Origin of the sequence: Paenibacillus sp. FSL K6-4396 (genome assembly GCF_038002525.1) — a bacterium.
Lineage (GTDB): Bacteria > Bacillota > Bacilli > Paenibacillales > Paenibacillaceae > Paenibacillus > Paenibacillus amylolyticus_B.
Genome location: NZ_JBBOCR010000001.1, coordinates 1 through 19,715, shown reverse-complemented (window position 1 = coordinate 19,715; position 19,715 = coordinate 1). Strand labels below are relative to the sequence as shown.

12 protein-coding genes and 3 rRNA genes are annotated in these 19,715 nt (G+C 46.9%); 2 read left to right on the top strand and 13 right to left on the bottom strand.

What is annotated here, in order from left to right; translation table 11 throughout:
* Nucleotides 1–159 precede the first annotated feature (159 nt).
* Entirely contained in the window at nt 160–345 is a 186-nt protein-coding gene (locus MHB85_RS00075; protein WP_017691396.1) for a sigma factor G inhibitor Gin, read from the bottom strand.
* Nucleotides 346–842: 497 nt separating this feature from the next.
* Here MHB85_RS00075 and MHB85_RS00070 point away from each other — a divergent pair, with 497 nt between their 5' ends.
* Nucleotides 843–1,367 (top strand): hypothetical protein, encoded by a 525-nt coding sequence (locus tag MHB85_RS00070; RefSeq protein WP_076216777.1) that lies wholly within the window; start codon nt 843–845, stop codon nt 1,365–1,367.
* Nucleotides 1,368–1,805: 438 nt separating this feature from the next.
* Here MHB85_RS00070 and MHB85_RS00065 read toward each other — a convergent pair whose 3' ends face one another.
* The 6 genes from MHB85_RS00065 to gyrA all read right to left on the bottom strand — a co-directional run bounded on the left by MHB85_RS00065 (nt 1,806) and on the right by gyrA (nt 11,818).
* Nucleotides 1,806–2,246, bottom strand: a complete 441-nt coding sequence (locus tag MHB85_RS00065; RefSeq protein WP_017691399.1) for a hypothetical protein — start codon at nt 2,244–2,246, stop codon at nt 1,806–1,808.
* A gap of 212 nt (nt 2,247–2,458) precedes the next feature.
* Nucleotides 2,459–2,575: ribosomal RNA gene (gene rrf, locus MHB85_RS00060) — 5S ribosomal RNA — on the bottom strand.
* Nucleotides 2,576–2,654: 79 nt separating this feature from the next.
* Nucleotides 2,655–5,580 (bottom strand): 23S ribosomal RNA (locus tag MHB85_RS00055).
* Between the two features lie 312 nt (nt 5,581–5,892).
* A 16S ribosomal RNA gene (locus MHB85_RS00050) occupies nt 5,893–7,445 on the bottom strand.
* Together the 16S, 23S and 5S rRNA genes form the textbook arrangement of a ribosomal RNA operon.
* A 467-nt stretch (nt 7,446–7,912) precedes the next feature.
* Entirely contained in the window at nt 7,913–9,031 is a 1,119-nt protein-coding gene (locus MHB85_RS00045) for an HD-GYP domain-containing protein (RefSeq protein WP_192136364.1), read from the bottom strand.
* Nucleotides 9,032–9,253: 222 nt separating this feature from the next.
* The gene (gyrA, locus tag MHB85_RS00040; protein WP_091012183.1) at nt 9,254–11,818 is read right to left on the bottom strand and encodes a DNA gyrase subunit A; all 2,565 of its coding nucleotides are present in this window, start codon (nt 11,816–11,818) and stop codon (nt 9,254–9,256) included.
* A gap of 426 nt (nt 11,819–12,244) precedes the next feature.
* Here gyrA and MHB85_RS00035 point away from each other — a divergent pair, with 426 nt between their 5' ends.
* Nucleotides 12,245–13,192: a YheC/YheD family protein gene (locus tag MHB85_RS00035; protein ID WP_192136363.1), complete on the top strand. Its 948-nt coding sequence runs from the start codon at nt 12,245–12,247 to the stop codon at nt 13,190–13,192.
* Between the two features lie 92 nt (nt 13,193–13,284).
* On the opposite strand, the gene gyrB is transcribed toward MHB85_RS00035, so the two are convergent.
* From gyrB to dnaA, 6 genes are all read right to left on the bottom strand, one after another.
* Nucleotides 13,285–15,195, bottom strand: coding sequence for a DNA topoisomerase (ATP-hydrolyzing) subunit B (gyrB, locus tag MHB85_RS00030; protein ID WP_047841032.1), 1,911 nt, complete (start codon nt 15,193–15,195; stop codon nt 13,285–13,287).
* A 145-nt stretch (nt 15,196–15,340) separates the two neighbouring features.
* Entirely contained in the window at nt 15,341–15,589 is a 249-nt protein-coding gene (gene remB, locus MHB85_RS00025) for an extracellular matrix regulator RemB (protein ID WP_017691405.1), read from the bottom strand.
* A 14-nt stretch (nt 15,590–15,603) separates the two neighbouring features.
* Nucleotides 15,604–16,716 carry a DNA replication/repair protein RecF gene (gene recF, locus MHB85_RS00020; protein WP_017691406.1) on the bottom strand — a complete coding sequence of 371 codons (1,113 nt, stop codon included), beginning with the start codon at nt 16,714–16,716 and terminating at the stop codon, nt 15,604–15,606.
* Between the two features lie 57 nt (nt 16,717–16,773).
* Nucleotides 16,774–16,989, bottom strand: a complete 216-nt coding sequence (yaaA, locus tag MHB85_RS00015) for a S4 domain-containing protein YaaA (RefSeq protein ID WP_036611994.1) — start codon at nt 16,987–16,989, stop codon at nt 16,774–16,776.
* Nucleotides 16,990–17,005: 16 nt separating this feature from the next.
* On the bottom strand, nt 17,006–18,148 hold the full coding sequence (dnaN, locus tag MHB85_RS00010) for a DNA polymerase III subunit beta (protein ID WP_091012188.1): 1,143 nt from the start codon (nt 18,146–18,148) through the stop codon (nt 17,006–17,008).
* A gap of 220 nt (nt 18,149–18,368) precedes the next feature.
* A partial coding sequence (gene dnaA / locus MHB85_RS00005) for a chromosomal replication initiator protein DnaA (protein WP_301289659.1) occupies nt 18,369–19,715 on the bottom strand: 1,347 nt, incomplete at its 5' end.

Sequence of the window (19,715 nt, the reverse complement as noted above, 5' to 3'; positions counted from 1 at the left end):
CTGCAAATGATCTATACCATTATATCAGCATACGCCTTCCCAAGATGGCAAACAAGACATTCTCTTCTCTTAAAAACAGAAAAAGGCCCATTGGGCCTCTATACACATCAGCATCGTTACAATGTGATGTTTCGCTTCTACTTCTATTAGCAACATTCATTATGCGTTTTTTTGTACCCAAATTTGCTTCATTTGATGAATAAAATAATTGTACTTGGCATCCTGCGCGTCGGTATGAACCATTTCTGCTTCACAAGTGTCACATATGAATTCAGATACAATAAAAATGCCTTCTCTTTTTCTTTGCTCGCAGATAATACATGTGTGTTCGGCATGTTCTTCCATGAACCATCCCACCTTGTTTTACGTTTACTATCAGTATTGCACAGTTTCTATTATTTTAAACATTTTCATAGTGCTTTCTTTCTATAAAATATATATATTCGCCCACCCCCTCGTGGGTGTCTGTACCGAAAAATACATTCAACTCCCTACAAGAACATTCACCTGCTTATTTATATACAGTACTCCTACAATCCATCGCATTTACCTCTACATCACGTATCTCTTGGCCTGACTCAAACTTATATTTAATTTCCTTAAAAAAACTTGGAATCCCAGCCGATATATAATACATGATAGCGATATCAAAGCCTGACAGCCCGTGTATTCGGGAGTATACTGAGATAAGCTCCGTCGAATCTCAATATCTTGTACAATCGTCATGGTGTGAGATACAAGGTTCATATACATACATGCATGATTCATTCCCTTTTACTCGTGTAAGAACAATGAATACCTACCCCACACAAACGTGAATCCGAAGGAGGATATATAATCGTATGATCGCCGAACCGGAGAATAAAGCAACATTTTATCAATACCGGCTTCTGAAAAAAAAGGCTATCGCCCGCAGTGTCATTTACAGCTATCTGTGTCTGCCGGTCATCATGCTCTTATTCAATCTACTCGCATTCTCCTGGACTGGCCTCTTCTTTTTTGTACTGGCAGGTCCAATCACCATCTGGATTCATTATGTCATCGCCAGAACCATATTACTTCTGGTCCGTACATCTTACGCCAAACGCTGGCGCTGGAATCTGCGTATGCCCTGGTTAGGTTATATCCCTGATCAGCATTTTAGCTTCCGTATGTTTGTCCGGGTACACCTTAACATGAGCTGGATTGGACTATGTATCATTACAGTATGTTTGATATGGTCGCCATTGTCCTTCACCCTCTCGCTGATCTTCTGGCATTTGTGGTTGCTGGGCCCTCGCTTATATGTTGTAATGGTTCTCTCCCGCGAGCGCAAAGACGGACTTATCAAATTGAATGAACAAGATGTCTCATACTATCTGCAATAACACTCCCTCATTTATGCAGTACTCAATGTAATTCACTTACTTGTAATACATAACCGCTGAGCCCTTCGAATAATCTGATACAAAAACATGATCGTTGTATCGTTCAGTTGACTCAGCCTCACATGCTCAAATAAAGGTTATCCACTGTGGATAACCTTTATTTATTGTTCCTTTCTCATCCATTATCCACAGTATGGGTATAGTAAAATGAGTTATCCCCATTCGAGTCTCCGTTCTTCTCCTCTTTTCCTCCCGCTGCTCCATTCCTTCTGAACCTGTATGACCTCTGATCCACCATACGTGATAGCTTCTCCCATCATTACTAAAGCCTACTTCGCTAAATAACAAAAAGCCCCCGTTCAAGTACACGGGAACTTTACTATATTTTAAGGAACATCACAACGTTAATTAATCATATACAACCTTACCCGCAACAGCTCAATCGTCTTCAGCCAATGATTTAACTGTCGTTTGAGTAGCATCATTTCTAGGAACCATTAGTGTAAAGGAACCATCATGTACTGCTAAATGCACAGTATGTCCTTCCTTTGCAAATACACGCAAGGTACTGGATTCATTGGATGTACCCTTGGCTTGCCTCTCTGTCCAACCCCAGCTTTTAATCTCGTCTAGATATACCTCAGGCAAGCTAGTACTCTCACTAATACCAGACAGCGTATATCGAACATAATCCATGTCCGAATTATTTTCAGACTGGTCAGATTTATTCGCTACTTTAGGCACCGGAAAACTCTTCTCGTTCACCGCACCTTCATATGAAGTCCATACAGATCCTGATGCTTCACCGCATCCTGCTAGAACAACGGTCAAACAAAGCAACAGAAATGATTGTAGTCCAAGTCTCCGCCAACTTAACACACACACCCTCCTTTTCACAGCTGCACATTCCAGCTCTGTGGTCAGGTACTTTTAGCATATTTAACATAGTCCTATTATACTGGTTTTGCCGCTGTTATCCGTAACAAAAATGTTACCTTCCAGTATCGATCATGTCAGAGCTTCCACTTATCATACTTAATCCTTATAAACAAATAAAAACCACCACCGAATAACATCGGCAGTGGTTCTTCGCTTGGCGGCGTCCTACTCTCCCAGGACCCTGCGGTCCAAGTACCATCGGCGCTAGAGGGCTTAACGGTCGTGTTCGGGATGGGTACGTGTGGAACCCCTCCGCCATCGCCACCAAACGCATAGCTGTGCTTACATTTCAGAGATCGTTCTCTGAAAACTAGATTCGAAACGAAACATGCGAATTATCACTTGCTATTGGATAAGCCCTCGACCGATTAGTACTGGTCAGCTCCATGCATTGCTGCACTTCCACCCCCAGCCTATCTACCTCGTCGTCTTCAAGGGGTCTTACATACTGGGAAATCTCATCTTGAGGGGGGCTTCACGCTTAGATGCTTTCAGCGTTTATCCCGTCCGTACATAGCTACCCAGCGGTGCTCCTGGCGGAACAACTGGTACACCAGCGGTACGTCCATCCCGGTCCTCTCGTACTAAGGACAGCTCCTCTCAAATTTCCTACGCCCACGACAGATAGGGACCGAACTGTCTCACGACGTTCTGAACCCAGCTCGCGTACCGCTTTAATGGGCGAACAGCCCAACCCTTGGGACCTACTTCAGCCCCAGGATGCGATGAGCCGACATCGAGGTGCCAAACCTCCCCGTCGATGTGGACTCTTGGGGGAGATAAGCCTGTTATCCCCAGGGTAGCTTTTATCCGTTGAGCGATGGCCCTTCCATGCGGTACCACCGGATCACTAAGCCCGACTTTCGTCCCTGCTCGACTTGTAGGTCTCGCAGTCAAGCTCCCTTATGCCTTTGCACTCTTCGAATGATTTCCAACCATTCTGAGGGAACCTTTGGGCGCCTCCGTTACTCTTTAGGAGGCGACCGCCCCAGTCAAACTGCCCACCTGACACTGTCCCCGCACCGGATTACGGTACCAGGTTAGAACCTAGATACGATCAGGGTGGTATCCCAACGTTGCCTCCACACAAGCTGGCGCTCATGCTTCAAAGGCTCCCACCTATCCTGTACAGATCGTACCCAAATTCAATATCAAGCTGCAGTAAAGCTCCATGGGGTCTTTCCGTCTTGTCGCGGGTAACCTGCATCTTCACAGGTATTAAAATTTCACCGGATCTCTCGTTGAGACAGCGCCCAAGTCGTTACGCCATTCGTGCGGGTCAGAATTTACCTGACAAGGAATTTCGCTACCTTAGGACCGTTATAGTTACGGCCGCCGTTTACTGGGGCTTCGGTTCACAGCTTCGGATTGCTCCTAACCACTCCCCTTAACCTTCCAGCACCGGGCAGGCGTCAGCCCGTATACTTCGCCTTACGGCTTCGCACAGACCTGTGTTTTTGCTAAACAGTCGCTTGGGCCTTTTCACTGCGGCCCCCTCGTGCTATTCACACTACCGGGGCACCCCTTCTCCCGAAGTTACGGGGTCATTTTGCCGAGTTCCTTAACGAGAGTTCTTCCGCGCGCCTTAGAATACTCTTCTCGCCTACCTGTGTCGGTTTGCGGTACGGGCACCTTCACCTGGCTAGAGGCTTTTCTTGGCAGTGTGAGATCATGACCTTCGCTACTACAATTTTCGCTCCCCATCACAGCTCAGCCTTACAATGTGCGGATTTGCCTACACATCAGCCTTACTGCTTAGACGGACATCCATCAGTCCGCGTCACTACCCTACTGCGTCCCCCCATTGCTCATAACGGCTTACGGTGGTACAGGAATTTCGACCTGTTGTCCTTCGACTACGCCTTTCGGCCTCGCCTTAGGTCCCGACTTACCCTGAGCGGACGAGCCTTCCTCAGGAACCCTTAGGCTTTCGGCGGATCAGATTCTCACTGATCTTTTCGTTACTCATACCGGCATTCTCACTTGTATAATGTCCAGCGCTCCTTACGGTACACCTTCAACCCTTATACAACGCTCCCCTACCCCTGATGCAAAGCATCAAGCCATAGCTTCGGTGGTGTGTTTAGCCCCGTTACATTTTCGGCGCAGAGTCACTCGACCAGTGAGCTATTACGCACTCTTTCAATGGTGGCTGCTTCTAAGCCAACATCCTGGTTGTCTGTGCAACTCCACATCCTTTCCCACTTAACACACACTTGGGGACCTTAGCTGATGGTCTGGGCTGTTTCCCTTTTGACAATGGATCTTAGCACTCACTGTCTGACTCCCGGAAGTAAGTCTATGGCATTCGGAGTTTGACTGAGCTTGGTAACCCTTGCGGGCCCCGCACCCAATCAGTGCTCTACCTCCACGACTCTGTTTTCCGAGGCTAGCCCTAAAGCTATTTCGGGGAGAACCAGCTATCTCCGAGTTCGATTGGAATTTCTCCGCTACCCCCACCTCATCCCCGCATTTTTCAACATGCGTGGGTTCGGGCCTCCAGTGCGTGTTACCGCACCTTCACCCTGGACAGGGGTAGATCACCCGGTTTCGGGTCTACGTCCACGTACTAAGTCGCCCTATTCAGACTCGCTTTCGCTGCGGCTCCGGCTCTTCACCTTAACCTTGCACGGGAACGTAACTCGCCGGTTCATTCTACAAAAGGCACGCCATCACCCCTAAAACGGGCTCTGACTTTTTGTAAGCACACGGTTTCAGGTTCTATTTCACTCCCCTTCCGGGGTGCTTTTCACCTTTCCCTCACGGTACTGCTTCACTATCGGTCGCTAGGAAGTATTTAGCCTTGGCAGATGGTCCTGCCGGATTCATACGGGGTTTCACGTGCCCCGCACTACTCGGGATCCGTCTCGGAGGGAACCAACTTTCAACTACAGGGCTTTTACCTTCTTTGGCGGGCCTTTCCAGACCTCTTCGCTTAACCGGTTCCTTTGTAACTCCATGTGAGACGTCCCACAACCCCAAAGAGCAAGCTCTCTGGTTTGGGCTTCTCCGCGTTCGCTCGCCGCTACTGACGGAATCACTATTGTTTTCTCTTCCTCAGGGTACTTAGATGTTTCAGTTCCCCTGGTATGCCTCTGCACAACCTATGTATTCAGTTGTGAGTAACTGGAAATTACCCCAGCTGGGTTTCCCCATTCGGACACCCCCGGATCAAAGCTTGCTTACAGCTCCCCGAGGCAGTTTCGTTGTTCGCCACGTCCTTCATCGGCTCCTAGCGCCTAGGCATCCTCCGTGTGCTCTTAGTAGCTTAACCAGTTTGCTCCGGTTTTGGCTGCTCGCTTCCCTTGTTTTGGACTACGTCCAAAGCCAAAAGTCACTCCCATCCAATACCATCGCAAAAGCAATTAAGTACCAATTTATTAAACTTGTTTAACACAAGTTCAGCTAAAAAGGAATGTTCTAATTCGCGTTTGTTTCGTTTCGATATCTAGTTTTCAAAGAACAAGCTCCATGCAAAAGCAAGCTGTTTTGAGAGTTTGAGCTCTCAAAACTGAGCAACGAGTGAGTGTTTTGCAGCTAAGCTGCTTATTTGAATGTTTCCGTTGCAGGAAACGATTCTCCATAGAAAGGAGGTGATCCAGCCGCACCTTCCGATACGGCTACCTTGTTACGACTTCACCCCAATCATCTATCCCACCTTCGGCGGCTGGCTCCTTGCGGTTACCCCACCGACTTCGGGTGTTATAAACTCTCGTGGTGTGACGGGCGGTGTGTACAAGACCCGGGAACGTATTCACCGCGGCATGCTGATCCGCGATTACTAGCAATTCCGACTTCATGCAGGCGAGTTGCAGCCTGCAATCCGAACTGAGACCGGCTTTGTTGGGATTGGCTCCATCTCGCGATTTCGCAGCCCGTTGTACCGGCCATTGTAGTACGTGTGTAGCCCAGGTCATAAGGGGCATGATGATTTGACGTCATCCCCACCTTCCTCCGGTTTGTCACCGGCAGTCTATCTAGAGTGCCCACCCGAAGTGCTGGCAACTAAATATAAGGGTTGCGCTCGTTGCGGGACTTAACCCAACATCTCACGACACGAGCTGACGACAACCATGCACCACCTGTCTCCTCTGTCCCGAAGGAAAGATACATCTCTGTATCGGTCAGAGGGATGTCAAGACCTGGTAAGGTTCTTCGCGTTGCTTCGAATTAAACCACATACTCCACTGCTTGTGCGGGTCCCCGTCAATTCCTTTGAGTTTCAGTCTTGCGACCGTACTCCCCAGGCGGAGTGCTTAATGTGTTAACTTCGGCACCAAGGGTATCGAAACCCCTAACACCTAGCACTCATCGTTTACGGCGTGGACTACCAGGGTATCTAATCCTGTTTGCTCCCCACGCTTTCGCGCCTCAGCGTCAGTTACAGCCCAGAGAGTCGCCTTCGCCACTGGTGTTCCTCCACATATCTACGCATTTCACCGCTACACGTGGAATTCCACTCTCCTCTTCTGCACTCAAGTCACCCAGTTTCCAGTGCGATCCGGGGTTGAGCCCCGGGATTAAACACCAGACTTAAATGACCGCCTGCGCGCGCTTTACGCCCAATAATTCCGGACAACGCTTGCCCCCTACGTATTACCGCGGCTGCTGGCACGTAGTTAGCCGGGGCTTTCTTCTCAGGTACCGTCACCTTGAGAGCAGTTACTCTCCCAAGCGTTCTTCCCTGGCAACAGAGCTTTACGATCCGAAAACCTTCATCACTCACGCGGCATTGCTCCGTCAGGCTTTCGCCCATTGCGGAAGATTCCCTACTGCTGCCTCCCGTAGGAGTCTGGGCCGTGTCTCAGTCCCAGTGTGGCCGATCACCCTCTCAGGTCGGCTACGCATCGTCGCCTTGGTGAGCCGTTACCTCACCAACTAGCTAATGCGCCGCAGGCCCATCCCCAAGTGACAGATTGCTCCGTCTTTCCAGTTTCCTTCAGGCGAAGAAAACAATTATTCGGTATTAGCTACCGTTTCCGGTAGTTGTCCCAAACTTGAGGGCAGGTTGCCTACGTGTTACTCACCCGTCCGCCGCTAAGTATCAAGGAAGCAAGCTTCCTATCAACTCCGCTCGACTTGCATGTATTAGGCATGCCGCCAGCGTTCGTCCTGAGCCAGGATCAAACTCTCCAATAAAGTATTGAAAAGAGCGATAAGCTCATTTTGAATCTGACGAGATTAAAAATCTCATTTGTGCTCCAGTCGATCCAAGCCAAGGCTTGTTTCAAACTTTCGCGTTCATTCTGCAAGCAGAATGTTTACTCACTCGTTGTTCAGTTTTCAAAGATCAAACTTATTTTTGTTACCGAATGTTGTTCTCTTCAGCAACTTTTATATCTTATCACATCCGAACCAACTTTGCAAGCTCTTTTTTAAGTTTCTTTCGAAGCTTATTTCATTGGCTTGCCGCACCGTGTAAACCGTGTTTTCTTGGCCGGAATTAGAATATACCATGTACAGTTATTGAATGCAAGTCTTTTTTTGAGTAATTATATATCTTTCTATAATCTTTCTGTTTTTTTCTACATTTCCACATTTATCTCACGTAAAAGGCCTCTCTATAAAAGAAAGACCCTCTCATCAAGTTCCTTTAATATCTATTGTTATCCGATAACCTCTTGGATGTGAAGCTGCCGTTGCTGCATAAGATTAACGATGTTTCCTTCTACTGACACCATAGGCCGTGTAGGATGATCTCGATCAGAGAATACGATCTCTCCAATTTGGTTATTGCTGAGTTTCACTCGGATGCCATTATGGATCTGGGTCGACCGTTGAACAAATACACTTACGATTGCAGGGTCCAGTTTCCCAAATGCCTCACTTTGGATCTGTTCTAGGACTAGGTATGGTGATTGTGCCTTGCGGTAGATCTTCTCCAGCGTCATGGCGTGGAAAATATCAGCGATAGCTACAATCTTGGCATAAATATGAATCTGCGTCCCACTAAGCTGCAACGGGTAGCCTGATCCATCCACTTTTTCATGATGCTGCAAAGCTGCAAGTCTGGCTCCCTCATTAATGGCCTTTGCCTGTTTAAGGATCTGATAGCCATACTTCGTATGCTGACGAATCTCTTCCTGCTCTGTAGCCGTCAACGTGGATGGTTTATGGAGTATCTGCGGATCTACCTTGTTGTTACCAATATCATGGAACAAGCCTGCAAAAGCCACTTGCATCCAATCCTTGGAGGGGAGATCGATCCATTGAGCCAGTTGATAGGATGTGATCGCACTCAGTACGGCATGGTGATATACATAATCATGTTCTTGCATTACTCGTGGACTGAAGGTAAGCACATTATATTGTTTGAGATGTGCAAACACTGCCTCCAACTGTGTACGTAACTCATAGACCGGTAATTCAGCCGCCAGAGAGGACAGGAAAGCATTTTTGGTTAGTCCGACCATCTTCTCATACTCATCCTGCAAAGACGTTACTACAGGAGCTGTGGTGACGTTTCCTGTCTTCCCTGCCCGTTCACCATTGTTGTCATTGGCAGAACTTCCTGCGGACACAGATGCACCTTTGGTTCCTGTACTACTCGACACCGTTCTTTCTTGTTCAATATCTACCTGTTGAATCATAAAGGCTTTGAGCACTTCCATATCCTTGGGTAAAATGACTTTTCCCTTCTGAAGCAGAACGTTGCCGCGAAGTGTTTGCACATCACTCCCAAGTTTGAGTCCTGGTTTGACTTCTGACAGGGTGATTAATCCCATGTGTATTCCCCTCACTCATCGTTCTTCTATGTTAATACAAACAAGACCATAGTCCCGGTTTTTCATGATATTTCCCATTATATTACTCAGGAATCAGGCTGTACATCCCAGATTCGGAAGAATAAAAGAAGAGATTCCTTTATACAAACAAAAGGGCTCCCCGTGGGAGCCCTCGCAATCTTCTTCCAATCTCAAAGAGATCAATCTTTATAAAATTCTATTTTATGCTTCCGAACCGGAATCGTCGTCGCCCTCAACTTCATTAACCTCAGCGTCAGAAACGGTGCCTTCTTCCAAGCTTACTACCGGAGCTTGGGACTCCTCGCCTTCCAAGCCTTCAAGCGACTCATCGTCTGGTTCCTCTTCATTTTTGTCAATTCGGCTAACTGTAGCTACTGAATCCTCGTCACGAATATGAATCAGCTTCACACCCTGCGTGTATCGACCCATAGTGGATATGCCTTCCATGCTCATCCGGATCAACGTACCGCTGGACGTGATAATCATCAGATCCTCTTCGGTTTTAACCATTTTGAGGCTGACTACTGAGCCGTTCTTCTCTGTGACATTAATAGTCTTGATTCCTTTACCGCCACGAGTCTGCATCCGATAATCACTGACAGGTGTACGTTTACCGTAACCTTTGGCTGTAACGATCAGAACATCAAGCTCTTTATCAACTACATCCATACCGATAACAGAGTCCTGTTCATCCAAGGTAATCCCTTTGACCCCGGTTGCGCTACGCCCCATGGAACGTACGTTACCTTCCGAGAATCGAATAGACATTCCGTGAGCTGTACCCATGATGATCTCTTGCAATCCATCGGTCAGCTTAACATCGATCAGAACGTCATCATCACGTAAGGAAATACCGATCAAGCCGCCTTTGCGAATATTGGTGTAATCCTCAAGTGGCGTCTTCTTCACAACCCCTTGGCGGGTAGCAAAGAACAAGTATCTGTCACTTTCGAATTCCTGGACCGGAATTACGGCATTGACCGATTCGCCCTGCTCGATCTGGATCAGGTTGATAATCGGCGTTCCCCGTGCGGTACGTCCAAGCTCTGGAATCTCGTACGCTTTGAGACGATACACTTTACCTTTGTCAGTGAAGAACATGAGGTAATTGTGCGAGTTGGTCACAAACAGATGCTCGACAAAGTCGGTATCTTTCGTATCCATACCAACGACCCCACGTCCACCACGTTTCTGGCTGCGGTATGTGGATACCGGCAGACGTTTCACGTAGCCTGTATGAGTAATCGTAATGATAACCTCTTCACGTGGAATCAGGTCCTCATCCAGAATACTCTCTTCACCTACAGTGATCTCCGTACGGCGATCATCGCTGAAGCGGTCGCGGATCTCTTGTAGCTCCGTACTGATAATCTCAAGCACCAGATGCTCATTGGCCAGAATTTCGCGATACTCTCTGATTTTGACCATCAGTTCGTTATATTCATTTTCAATACGTTCACGTTCCAGACCTGTGAGGCGTTGCAAACGCATATCGAGAATAGCTTGGGCCTGATCATGACTGAGTGAGAAGCGCTCAATCAAACCTTCTCTTGCTGCATCCGCATTACTTGATGAACGAATCAACGTAATAATCTCGTCGATATGATCCAGCGCAATACGTAAACCTTCTAGAATGTGTGCACGAGCTTCAGCCTTTTTCAGTTCAAACTGCGTACGTCTGCGAATAACCTCAATCTGATGCTGCAGGTAGTGATACAACACTTCGCGCAAGTTCAGGATTTTAGGTTCTTTATTAACAATCGCAAGCATGTTAATCCCGAAAGTGGATTGCATCGATGTATGTTTGTACAGGTTGTTCAGGACAACCCCCGGATTCACGTCTCTGCGAAGCTCAATTACAACCCGCATACCATTACGGTCAGACTCATCACGAAGGTCAGTAATACCATCAATCTTTTTATCACGTACCAACTCGGCGATTTTCTCAACAAGTCTCGCCTTGTTTACCTGATAAGGCAACTCTGTAACGATAATTCGTGCCTTGTTGTTATTCTCTTCGATGTTGGTTTTAGCCCGCATCGTTACTGAACCACGTCCGGTCTGATACGCCTGGCGAATGCCTGAACGGCCCAAAATGTAGCCGGACGTAGGGAAGTCTGGTCCTTGAATGTAATCCATGAGTTCCATGGATGTAATGTCCGGATTTTGAATCATGGCCTGTACACCATCAATGACCTCACCCAGGTTATGAGGAGGAATATTGGTAGCCATACCTACCGCGATCCCGCCGACCCCATTGACAAGCAAGTTAGGAAAACGAGCAGGCAGAACGATTGGCTCATGTTCTTCACCGTCATAGTTCGGTTGGAAATCAATCGTATCCTTGTTGATATCTCTGAGCATTTCCATAGCAATCTTGGACAAACGTGCTTCGGTATAACGCATGGCTGCTGCCATATCACCATCGACCGATCCAAAGTTACCATGTCCATCTACATGCATATAACGCAGGGAGAAATCCTGTGCCATCCGTACCATCGTCTCGTAAACAGCAGAGTCACCGTGTGGGTGATACTTACCGATAACTTCGCCGACGATTCTGGCTGATTTTTTATGTGGTTTATCGGGTGTCATGCCGAGCTCTGACATTGCGTACAGAATACGCCGGTGAACCGGCTTCAATCCATCACGTACGTCAGGTAAGGCACGGCTAACAATGATGCTCATCGCATAATCCATAAACGATTCACGCATCTCAACGCCTATATCCCGATCTGTAATCTGAGAGTTCATTTCTTCCGCCATGCTGGACCTCCTTCTTGTCCTTCAACAAACGTTCCATTCCGTCATGCAAGAAAATTGATTATATGTGAAAAGCCTAACAAGGCTAAAACCGCGCAAGAACGCTACTCTTTATTATATTACTTTCACAAAAGTTACATAATTAAACGTCCGCTGGGCAATAGCCTTTCTTCCGGGAACTTCTGCGTGTCTGGGGATACGCCCTGCCTTCCTCCCCAATTGCACATACAATGCTAGAAAAACGGCATATGTACTGTGCCTACCGGGGCTAAAGCCATTCCCGTCCTACGATCAAACTGCAAATTGTGCAGCTCATCGCACAAAACGCCATATTTCTCTATTATACCACTGAAATCGTCTCTTGTCCTTTGATTTCTCCGTGTCTTTCCCTCTTAAGAACTGAGCAAAACATGAAAGGACTGATGCATCTTGGGTATCCAACGTGTCTCCAGCAAATGGGCCAAAACAACTGTGTTACAACGCAGTCGCATGGTGAATGAATATATCCCAGTCACCCGAAAATATAGTCGTCAAACTCTGGAACGAATGACTGAATTATTTGAGTCCAACTATATCAAACCAGACCGTGGTACTTACGGTAATGGAGTCATGCGGGTGAAAACAACCCGTTTATACGTACCTGTCGTTAATTCCGAAGATCCCACCACAGAAGCAGAGGTTCCGGAAGAACCCATTGATCGGAACCCAACTGATGAACTCGAAGCAAGTGGTATTACCTCCAGAGCTACCGAGCTCACAACAACATATCAACTCCAATACGGTACAGAGGAGAGATCATTTCATTCCCTGGATGAACTCGAACGAGTTCTGAATGATCGCATTCAGGAGCGTGAGTATATCATTCAACAGGGAATCTCGCTGATGAAGCATGAAGATTTGCCTTTTGACTTGCGTGTGTTAACTCAGAAAAATCTGCAGCACAACTGGGAAACAACAGGTGTTCTGGGACGTATTGCTGCCCCGGGTAAAATCATCACCAACATTCATGGCGGTGGGCGATTGGCCACGTTTGAAGAACTCGTACTCCCCCATCTTCACCAGGATGGCTTCAAGAAACTTCGCACTGAGCTGTACCGCTTAGGTATTCATACCGCTGTGCAATTGCAAACATCATTTCCAAGACTCAAAGAGATTGGTATTGATATTGCGCTAGACGAAGCAGGGCGTCCCTGGATTCTTGAAGTCAACACACTGCCAGGCATTTACGCCTTTGGCTTATTACCGGACAAGGAGGCGTACCGGAAGATCAAACGTTATGCGATTGCGTACGGTCGTTTGCCCTCCAAAAAGGGTAAGAGCTCCCGGCCATCCCCTAAAGCAAAGGCTTCATCTGCCAAAAAACGTGTACGCAGATAACAATGGGATAGGGAGATCTAAGTTTACGCCTTCCCTGTTCTTACCTTCCCTAATATAAAAAAGGCGCCCTCTCAGGCGCCTCTTCGAATATGTTAAATGTCGAGGTTTTTCACGTATTTTGCATTTTCCTGGATAAAGTCACGACGCGGTTCAACGTTATCCCCCATCAGGGTGTCAAACATGGTATCAGCAAGTATGGCATCATTAATCGATACTTGCATCATGGTCCGACTCTCCGGATCCATCGTCGTTTCCCACAATTGTCCGGCATTCATCTCGCCAAGACCTTTGTAACGCTGAACGTTGAATTTCGCATTTTCGCCGAGCGTTGCAATAATTTCATCGCGCTCTCTCTCGGAACCGGCATAACGAATCACTTTGTTACGCTCAATCTTGAACAATGGCGGTTGTGCAATATATACATAACCTGCCTCAATGATTTTACGCATGTACCGATACAGGAACGTCAGCAATAGTGTTCGGATATGAGCACCATCAACGTCGGCATCGGTCATCAAAATGATTTTGTGATAGCGTGCTTTGGCAATATCGAAGTCATCACCAATACCCGTACCCATAGCCGTAATAATTGCTCTAATCTCCGCATTACCCAAGATCCGGTCGAGACGAGCTTTTTCCACGTTCAAAATCTTACCACGCAGTGGCAAAATGGCTTGGAAATGACGATCCCGGCCTTGCTTTGCTGATCCGCCTGCAGAGTCACCTTCGACGATGTACAATTCGCTGATTGAAGCATCCTTGGATGAACAGTCTGCCAGTTTACCTGGAAGTGAGCTTACTTCGAGTGCACCTTTACGACGTGTCAGTTCCCGAGCTTTACGGGCAGCTTCACGCGCACGTGCTGCTTGCAGACCTTTTTCCAAAATGCGACGGGATACGGAAGGATTCTCCTCCAGGAACTCCTGAAGTTTCTCGGCAAACAAGGATTCGACAATTCCACGCACTTCGCTATTGCCCAGCTTGGTTTTTGTCTGTCCTTCAAATTGCGGCTCCGGAATCTTGACCGAAATAATAGCTGTCAAACCTTCACGCACGTCATCCCCGGAAAGGTTCCCCGTGCTGTCCTTGATAACTCCCGCCTTACGGGCGTAGTCATTGATAATCCGCGTAAGGGCACTCTTGAAACCTGATTCATGCGTTCCGCCCTCATGCGTGTTGATATTGTTCGCGAAGGAATAGATATTCTCGGTGTAGTTGTCATTGTATTGCAGGGCAACTTCCACCTGGATGTTATCTCTGGAACCTTCAACGTAAATTGGATTCTCATGCAGTACTTCGCGCTTCTGGTTGAGGAAGGAGACGTATTCGATAATGCCGCCTTCATACAGGAATGAGTTGGTTGCACCTGTACGCTCATCCGTCAGTGTAAGACCAATACCCTTGTTCAGGAACGCCAGCTCACGAATACGGGCCAGCAAGATGTCATATTCATAAACTCTTGTTTCCGTGAAAATTTCAGGGTCCGGATGGAATCTAACTGTTGTTCCTGTTTCGTCGGTTGTACCGATCACTTTCAGGTCGTACTGTGGAGCTCCACGGCGATATTCCTGTTGATAGATATGTCCCTCACGTTTAACCGTTACAACCACTTTTTCAGAGAGTGCATTCACAACGGACACACCAACACCATGCAAACCACCGGATACTTTATATCCGCCGCCGCCAAATTTTCCCCCTGCATGGAGGACAGTCATAACTACCTCAAGTGCAGGACGTTTCATTTTGGTATGTTCGCCGACAGGAATACCCCGTCCGTTATCGACTACAGTCACGCTATTGTCTTCATGGATACTGACCTCAATGTGGTCGCAGTAACCTGCAAGCGCTTCGTCAATACTGTTGTCCACTACTTCCCAGACCAGATGATGCAGGCCCTTGGAACTGGTGGAACCGATATACATGCCCGGACGCTTCCGTACGGCTTCCAATCCTTCAAGGACCTGAATTTCATTCGCATCATATGACGGTTGATTCATAGACATGCCTTTCACCTACTTCTATAGATTCAATATCGTAAATATGCGTTAACTAATAATTGTTTGCTGAAATAGGCAACGTCCTTCATTTCAGCAGCTATTCAAATTTAAAGACAAGCAGCAAAAGTGACATCTTTTATGCCACACAACGCTAGAGATCCGGAAAAATGTGAGCCCGCTTTTTCAGCGTGGCTGAGGAAATAGGCGAGTAGTACACAATGTTTTTGGTCACCACAATGGACTTGGCTTCCTCTTCGCCGATGTGTTCCACTGTTTTTTCCTGCTCGGCATGCGTGACATACTGCTTGGAGATCTTTGAGGATTTTTCAATCGATATATCAAAAATAGCGACCAATTCGGAAGAACGGATGATCTTCTCACCGCCCAGATGAATGTACATAAGCCCTTCACTCCTTAGCGTTCAACCTGTCCGGCATGAACGTGATAAATACTGGCATCTTTGAGCTTGTCAACGTTCAGGCTCTCGATGCCCGTAGCTGTAATAAAGGTTTGCACCTTGCTCTGGAACGTTTCGATCAGCTGCGTCTGGCGAAAAGGGTCCAGCTCTGACAGAACATCATCCAGTAGCAGGACCGGATATTCTCCGATTTCTTCGTGAATAAGTTCGATTTCCGCAAGTTTAAGGGACAACGCCGTTGTGCGCTGCTGCCCCTGCGAGCCATATGTTTGTACTTCCCGATCGTTAATGAAAAAGGACAGGTCATCCCGATGCGGCCCACTAAGGGTTGTGCCTCGGCGAATCTCCTGCTCTTTCATTTGTGATAATTTTATCATAAATTGGTCCATTAAGACAGCTTCATCTTCCTCAGCGGCTTCGCTGAAGGAAGGAAGGTAGGCCAGCCGCAAGACTTCTCCGCCTCCGGTAATCCCCTGATGAATCGTTTCTGCCCACTTTTGCAGTTTCTTTATGAATTGTTTCCTTTTTTTGACGATTTTAACACCATGCTCGACCAGTTGTTCGTTCCAGACCTCAAGCATGGTCTGGGCCGATGCCCCTTTTCCCCATAGCTGCTTAAGCAAATTATTTCGTTGAACGAGCACTTTTTGATATTGCTGCAGGTGGTACAGGTAACCAGGTGCAACCTGTCCAATCTCCATGTCAAGAAACCGGCGGCGGACCCCCGGTGTGCCTTTTACAATCTCCAGATCCTCCGGTGCAAACATCACAACATTGAGCGCTCCGACAAAATCACTTAACTTGCGCTGCTCCAGGCCGTTAATCTTTGCTTTTTTGCCTTGTTGCGACAAAGATAGTTCAAGCTTGACCGATCCGTACTTTTTGTCAACTTCTGCTGCAAGTCTGGCACGTTCCTCACCGAAACGGATCAGCTCCTTGTCACGAGATGTACGGTGGCTCTTGGTGAGTGCAAGTACAAAAATCGCCTCTGCAAGATTGGTCTTTCCTTGGGCATTTTGCCCGATCAACAAGTTTACGGGACCAAAAGAATCCAGTCTCAGATGTTCATAATTGCGGAAATTCTGCAGATCAATGCTGTTCACAAACACGCGGTAACCTCCCTTTTATCCCGTCCGTCAGGAGGCAGCAGGATCGAACTGGTCTTCTTATTCTGCAGCAACTTCGAATGTGCCTTCTCCGTCCACTTCAACGATATCCCCAGGGTATAACTTACGTCCCCGGCGTTCCTCAGGCTCTTTATTCACACGTACAAGTCCTTCCTGAAGCAGAGCTTTGGCCATACCTCCAGTTGGGATGCAATCAGCCAGTTTCAAAAATTGATCAAGCTTAATATATTCCGTACGAATCGTAACTTGGTTCACTGTGATCTTCCTTTCGTTAGTTGGTCGTTCGATATGGCAATATCACGTAAAGGCTGTGACTGTCATCCAGCGGTTTCAAGATAATTGGACTCATGACTCCTGTAAAAGCGATCATCAGCTGCTCACTTTCAACAACTTTCAGTACATCCAGCATGTATTTGGAGTTGAACGAGATTTTTAACGGATCTCCTGTAAACTCGGCAGGTTCGATTTCTTCTCTTACTTTACCTAGCTCGGAAGAGCTTGAAGAAATTTCAACGGATCCAGAATCCATCGTTTGCATACGCACGATGTTTGTTTTCTCTTCACGCGACAGCAAATAAGCCCGGTCAATGGATTCACTTAATTTTTTTGTATCTAAAACAAGTTCTGTTTTGTATGACGTTGGAATAATTCTAGAAGTATCCGGATATGTTCCGTCCAAAATACGGGAGTAGAACAATACACGGTCGATTTTGAACAGGACCTGGTTATCTGCAACAACGATATCCACAAGGGTATTTTGATCCGGAACAATTTTGCTGAGCTCGTTCAGCGTTTTACCGGAAATAACCACGTTGTTGAAGCGGATACCTTCTGCATTATCCAGCATTGCTGATCGAGTAGCAAGACGGTGACGGTCTGTTGCCACAAATTTCAATTCGTTGTCACCCAAACTCCAGAGTACACCTGTCAGGATTGGAGTAGTCTCATGTGTGGAAATGGAGAAGACCGTTTGTTTGATCATATTTTTCAACAAATCTCCTGGAATGGAGACCGTTTGGTTTTCTTCGATGCTTGGCAGTACAGGGAATTCTTCCGGATCAAGACCTACCAGTTGAATTTCGGTAGCACCTGCGGAGATAAAGGTGTTGAAGTTCTCTTTGACTTCCATGTGCACTTCCTGTGATGGCAGCTTCTTGATGATCTCCACGAAAAACTTGGCTGGCAAAACGACACTGCCGGGTTGTTCTACCTGAACTACGCTTTTATCTCCATCTTCAAGCGGAATGAAGGATTGAATGGATATATCGGTGTCACTTGCTGTCAACGTTACACCTTGATGATTCACGTCGAATTTGATACCGCTCAGAATCGGAATCGTCGTACGGCTTGAGATCGCTTTGGATACTTGCTGTATGGAATCGTTTAAGTAGTTTTTCATTATGCTGATTTTCATGGTTTCACTCCTAGCTGATTTTTTGGGTGTTGGGGTGTTAAAAGGTGTTTTTCAAAGGCCGAAGGCTAAGCTCCGAAATGGCTATTTTGGAGATGATATCTTTAAGATCTTTTTAGTAATAATAGTAATAGGGGCACTGAATATGTGGATAAGTGGGTATAAACCCGTACACCCAAGCCTATCCACATGTGTATACGTTGTGCATAGGCTTGGGACTTGTTCAGGTTGGATTCTTTATTTTTTCGGTTAAGTTGTTGATAACTTTATAGAGATCCTGATCGTTTTTAATCGCTTGGGAGATTTTTTCGTGAGCATGTATGACAGTGGTGTGATCTCGTCCTCCGAATGCTTCCCCAATTTTGGGCAGAGAAAAGTCTGTCAGTTCACGAGAGAGATACATGGCAATCTGTCTTGGAAAAGCAACTGCCTTGGTCCGTTTCCGTGCTTTGAAATCTTCAAGCTTAAGGCTATAATACTCGCCGACCTTTTGTTGGATGTCATGAATAGTGATCATTTTGGGACGACTGGAAGGAATAATATCCTTCAGTGCTTCAGCTGCCAGATGAGTGGTTACATCTTGATTAGTCAGTGAAGAATAAGCAACGACCCGAATCAGGGCGCCTTCCAGTTCACGGATGTTGGTGTCAATCTGGTTGGCAATGTACATCATCGCTTCATTCGGAATATCCAGGTTTTCCGCACGTGCCTTTTTCCGCAAGATTGCAATCCTTGTCTCCAAATCTGGAGGCTGGATATCCGTAATTAACCCCCATTCAAAGCGAGAACGAAGTCGTTCTTCCAGTGTCGGAATTTCCTTTGGTGGTCTGTCGCTGGAGATGATAATCTGCTTCCGTTCCTCATGCAGCGCATTAAACGTATGGAAAAATTCCTCTTGTGTTGATTCTTTTCCCGCCAAGAACTGAATATCATCAATGAGCAAAATGTCGACGCTCCGGTATTTGTTACGGAAGCTCTCCCCGCGGTTGTCACGGATTGAGTTAATGAATTCGTTCGTGAATTTCTCAGACGACAAATAAACGACTTTGCTGCCCGGATCATGCTCCAGAACATAGTGTCCGATCGCATGCATCAAGTGAGTTTTACCGAGACCTACTCCTCCATACAGAAAGAGAGGATTGTAAGCTTTGGCGGGCGCTTCAGCGACCGCCAGCGATGCGGCATGGGCAAAACGGTTGCCCGGCCCGATGACAAATGTATCGAACGTATATTTCGGATTCAGCATGCTGAGTACGGCTTCTTCCTGTACAACTGTAGGCGTTGGCGCCGGTAGTTGCGGGTCCGGTTCAGCAGGTTTGTTCTCTTCGATGACAAATTTCACATCGACTTGCTTGCCAAGCAACTCGTATACCGTCGAGCCAACCAATTTCGTGTAACGGCTCTCCAGCCATTCGACGGCAAACGTGGTTGGTGCGGAAATGACGATTGAACGGTCATTTAGCTTGGTGGCTTTGGTTGCTTTGAACCAGGTGTCAAAGCTGGGTTTGCTGAGTTTGTTTTGTATGATTGATAAAATTTGCTGCCATAAATCAGAAGTATGGCTGTCCAC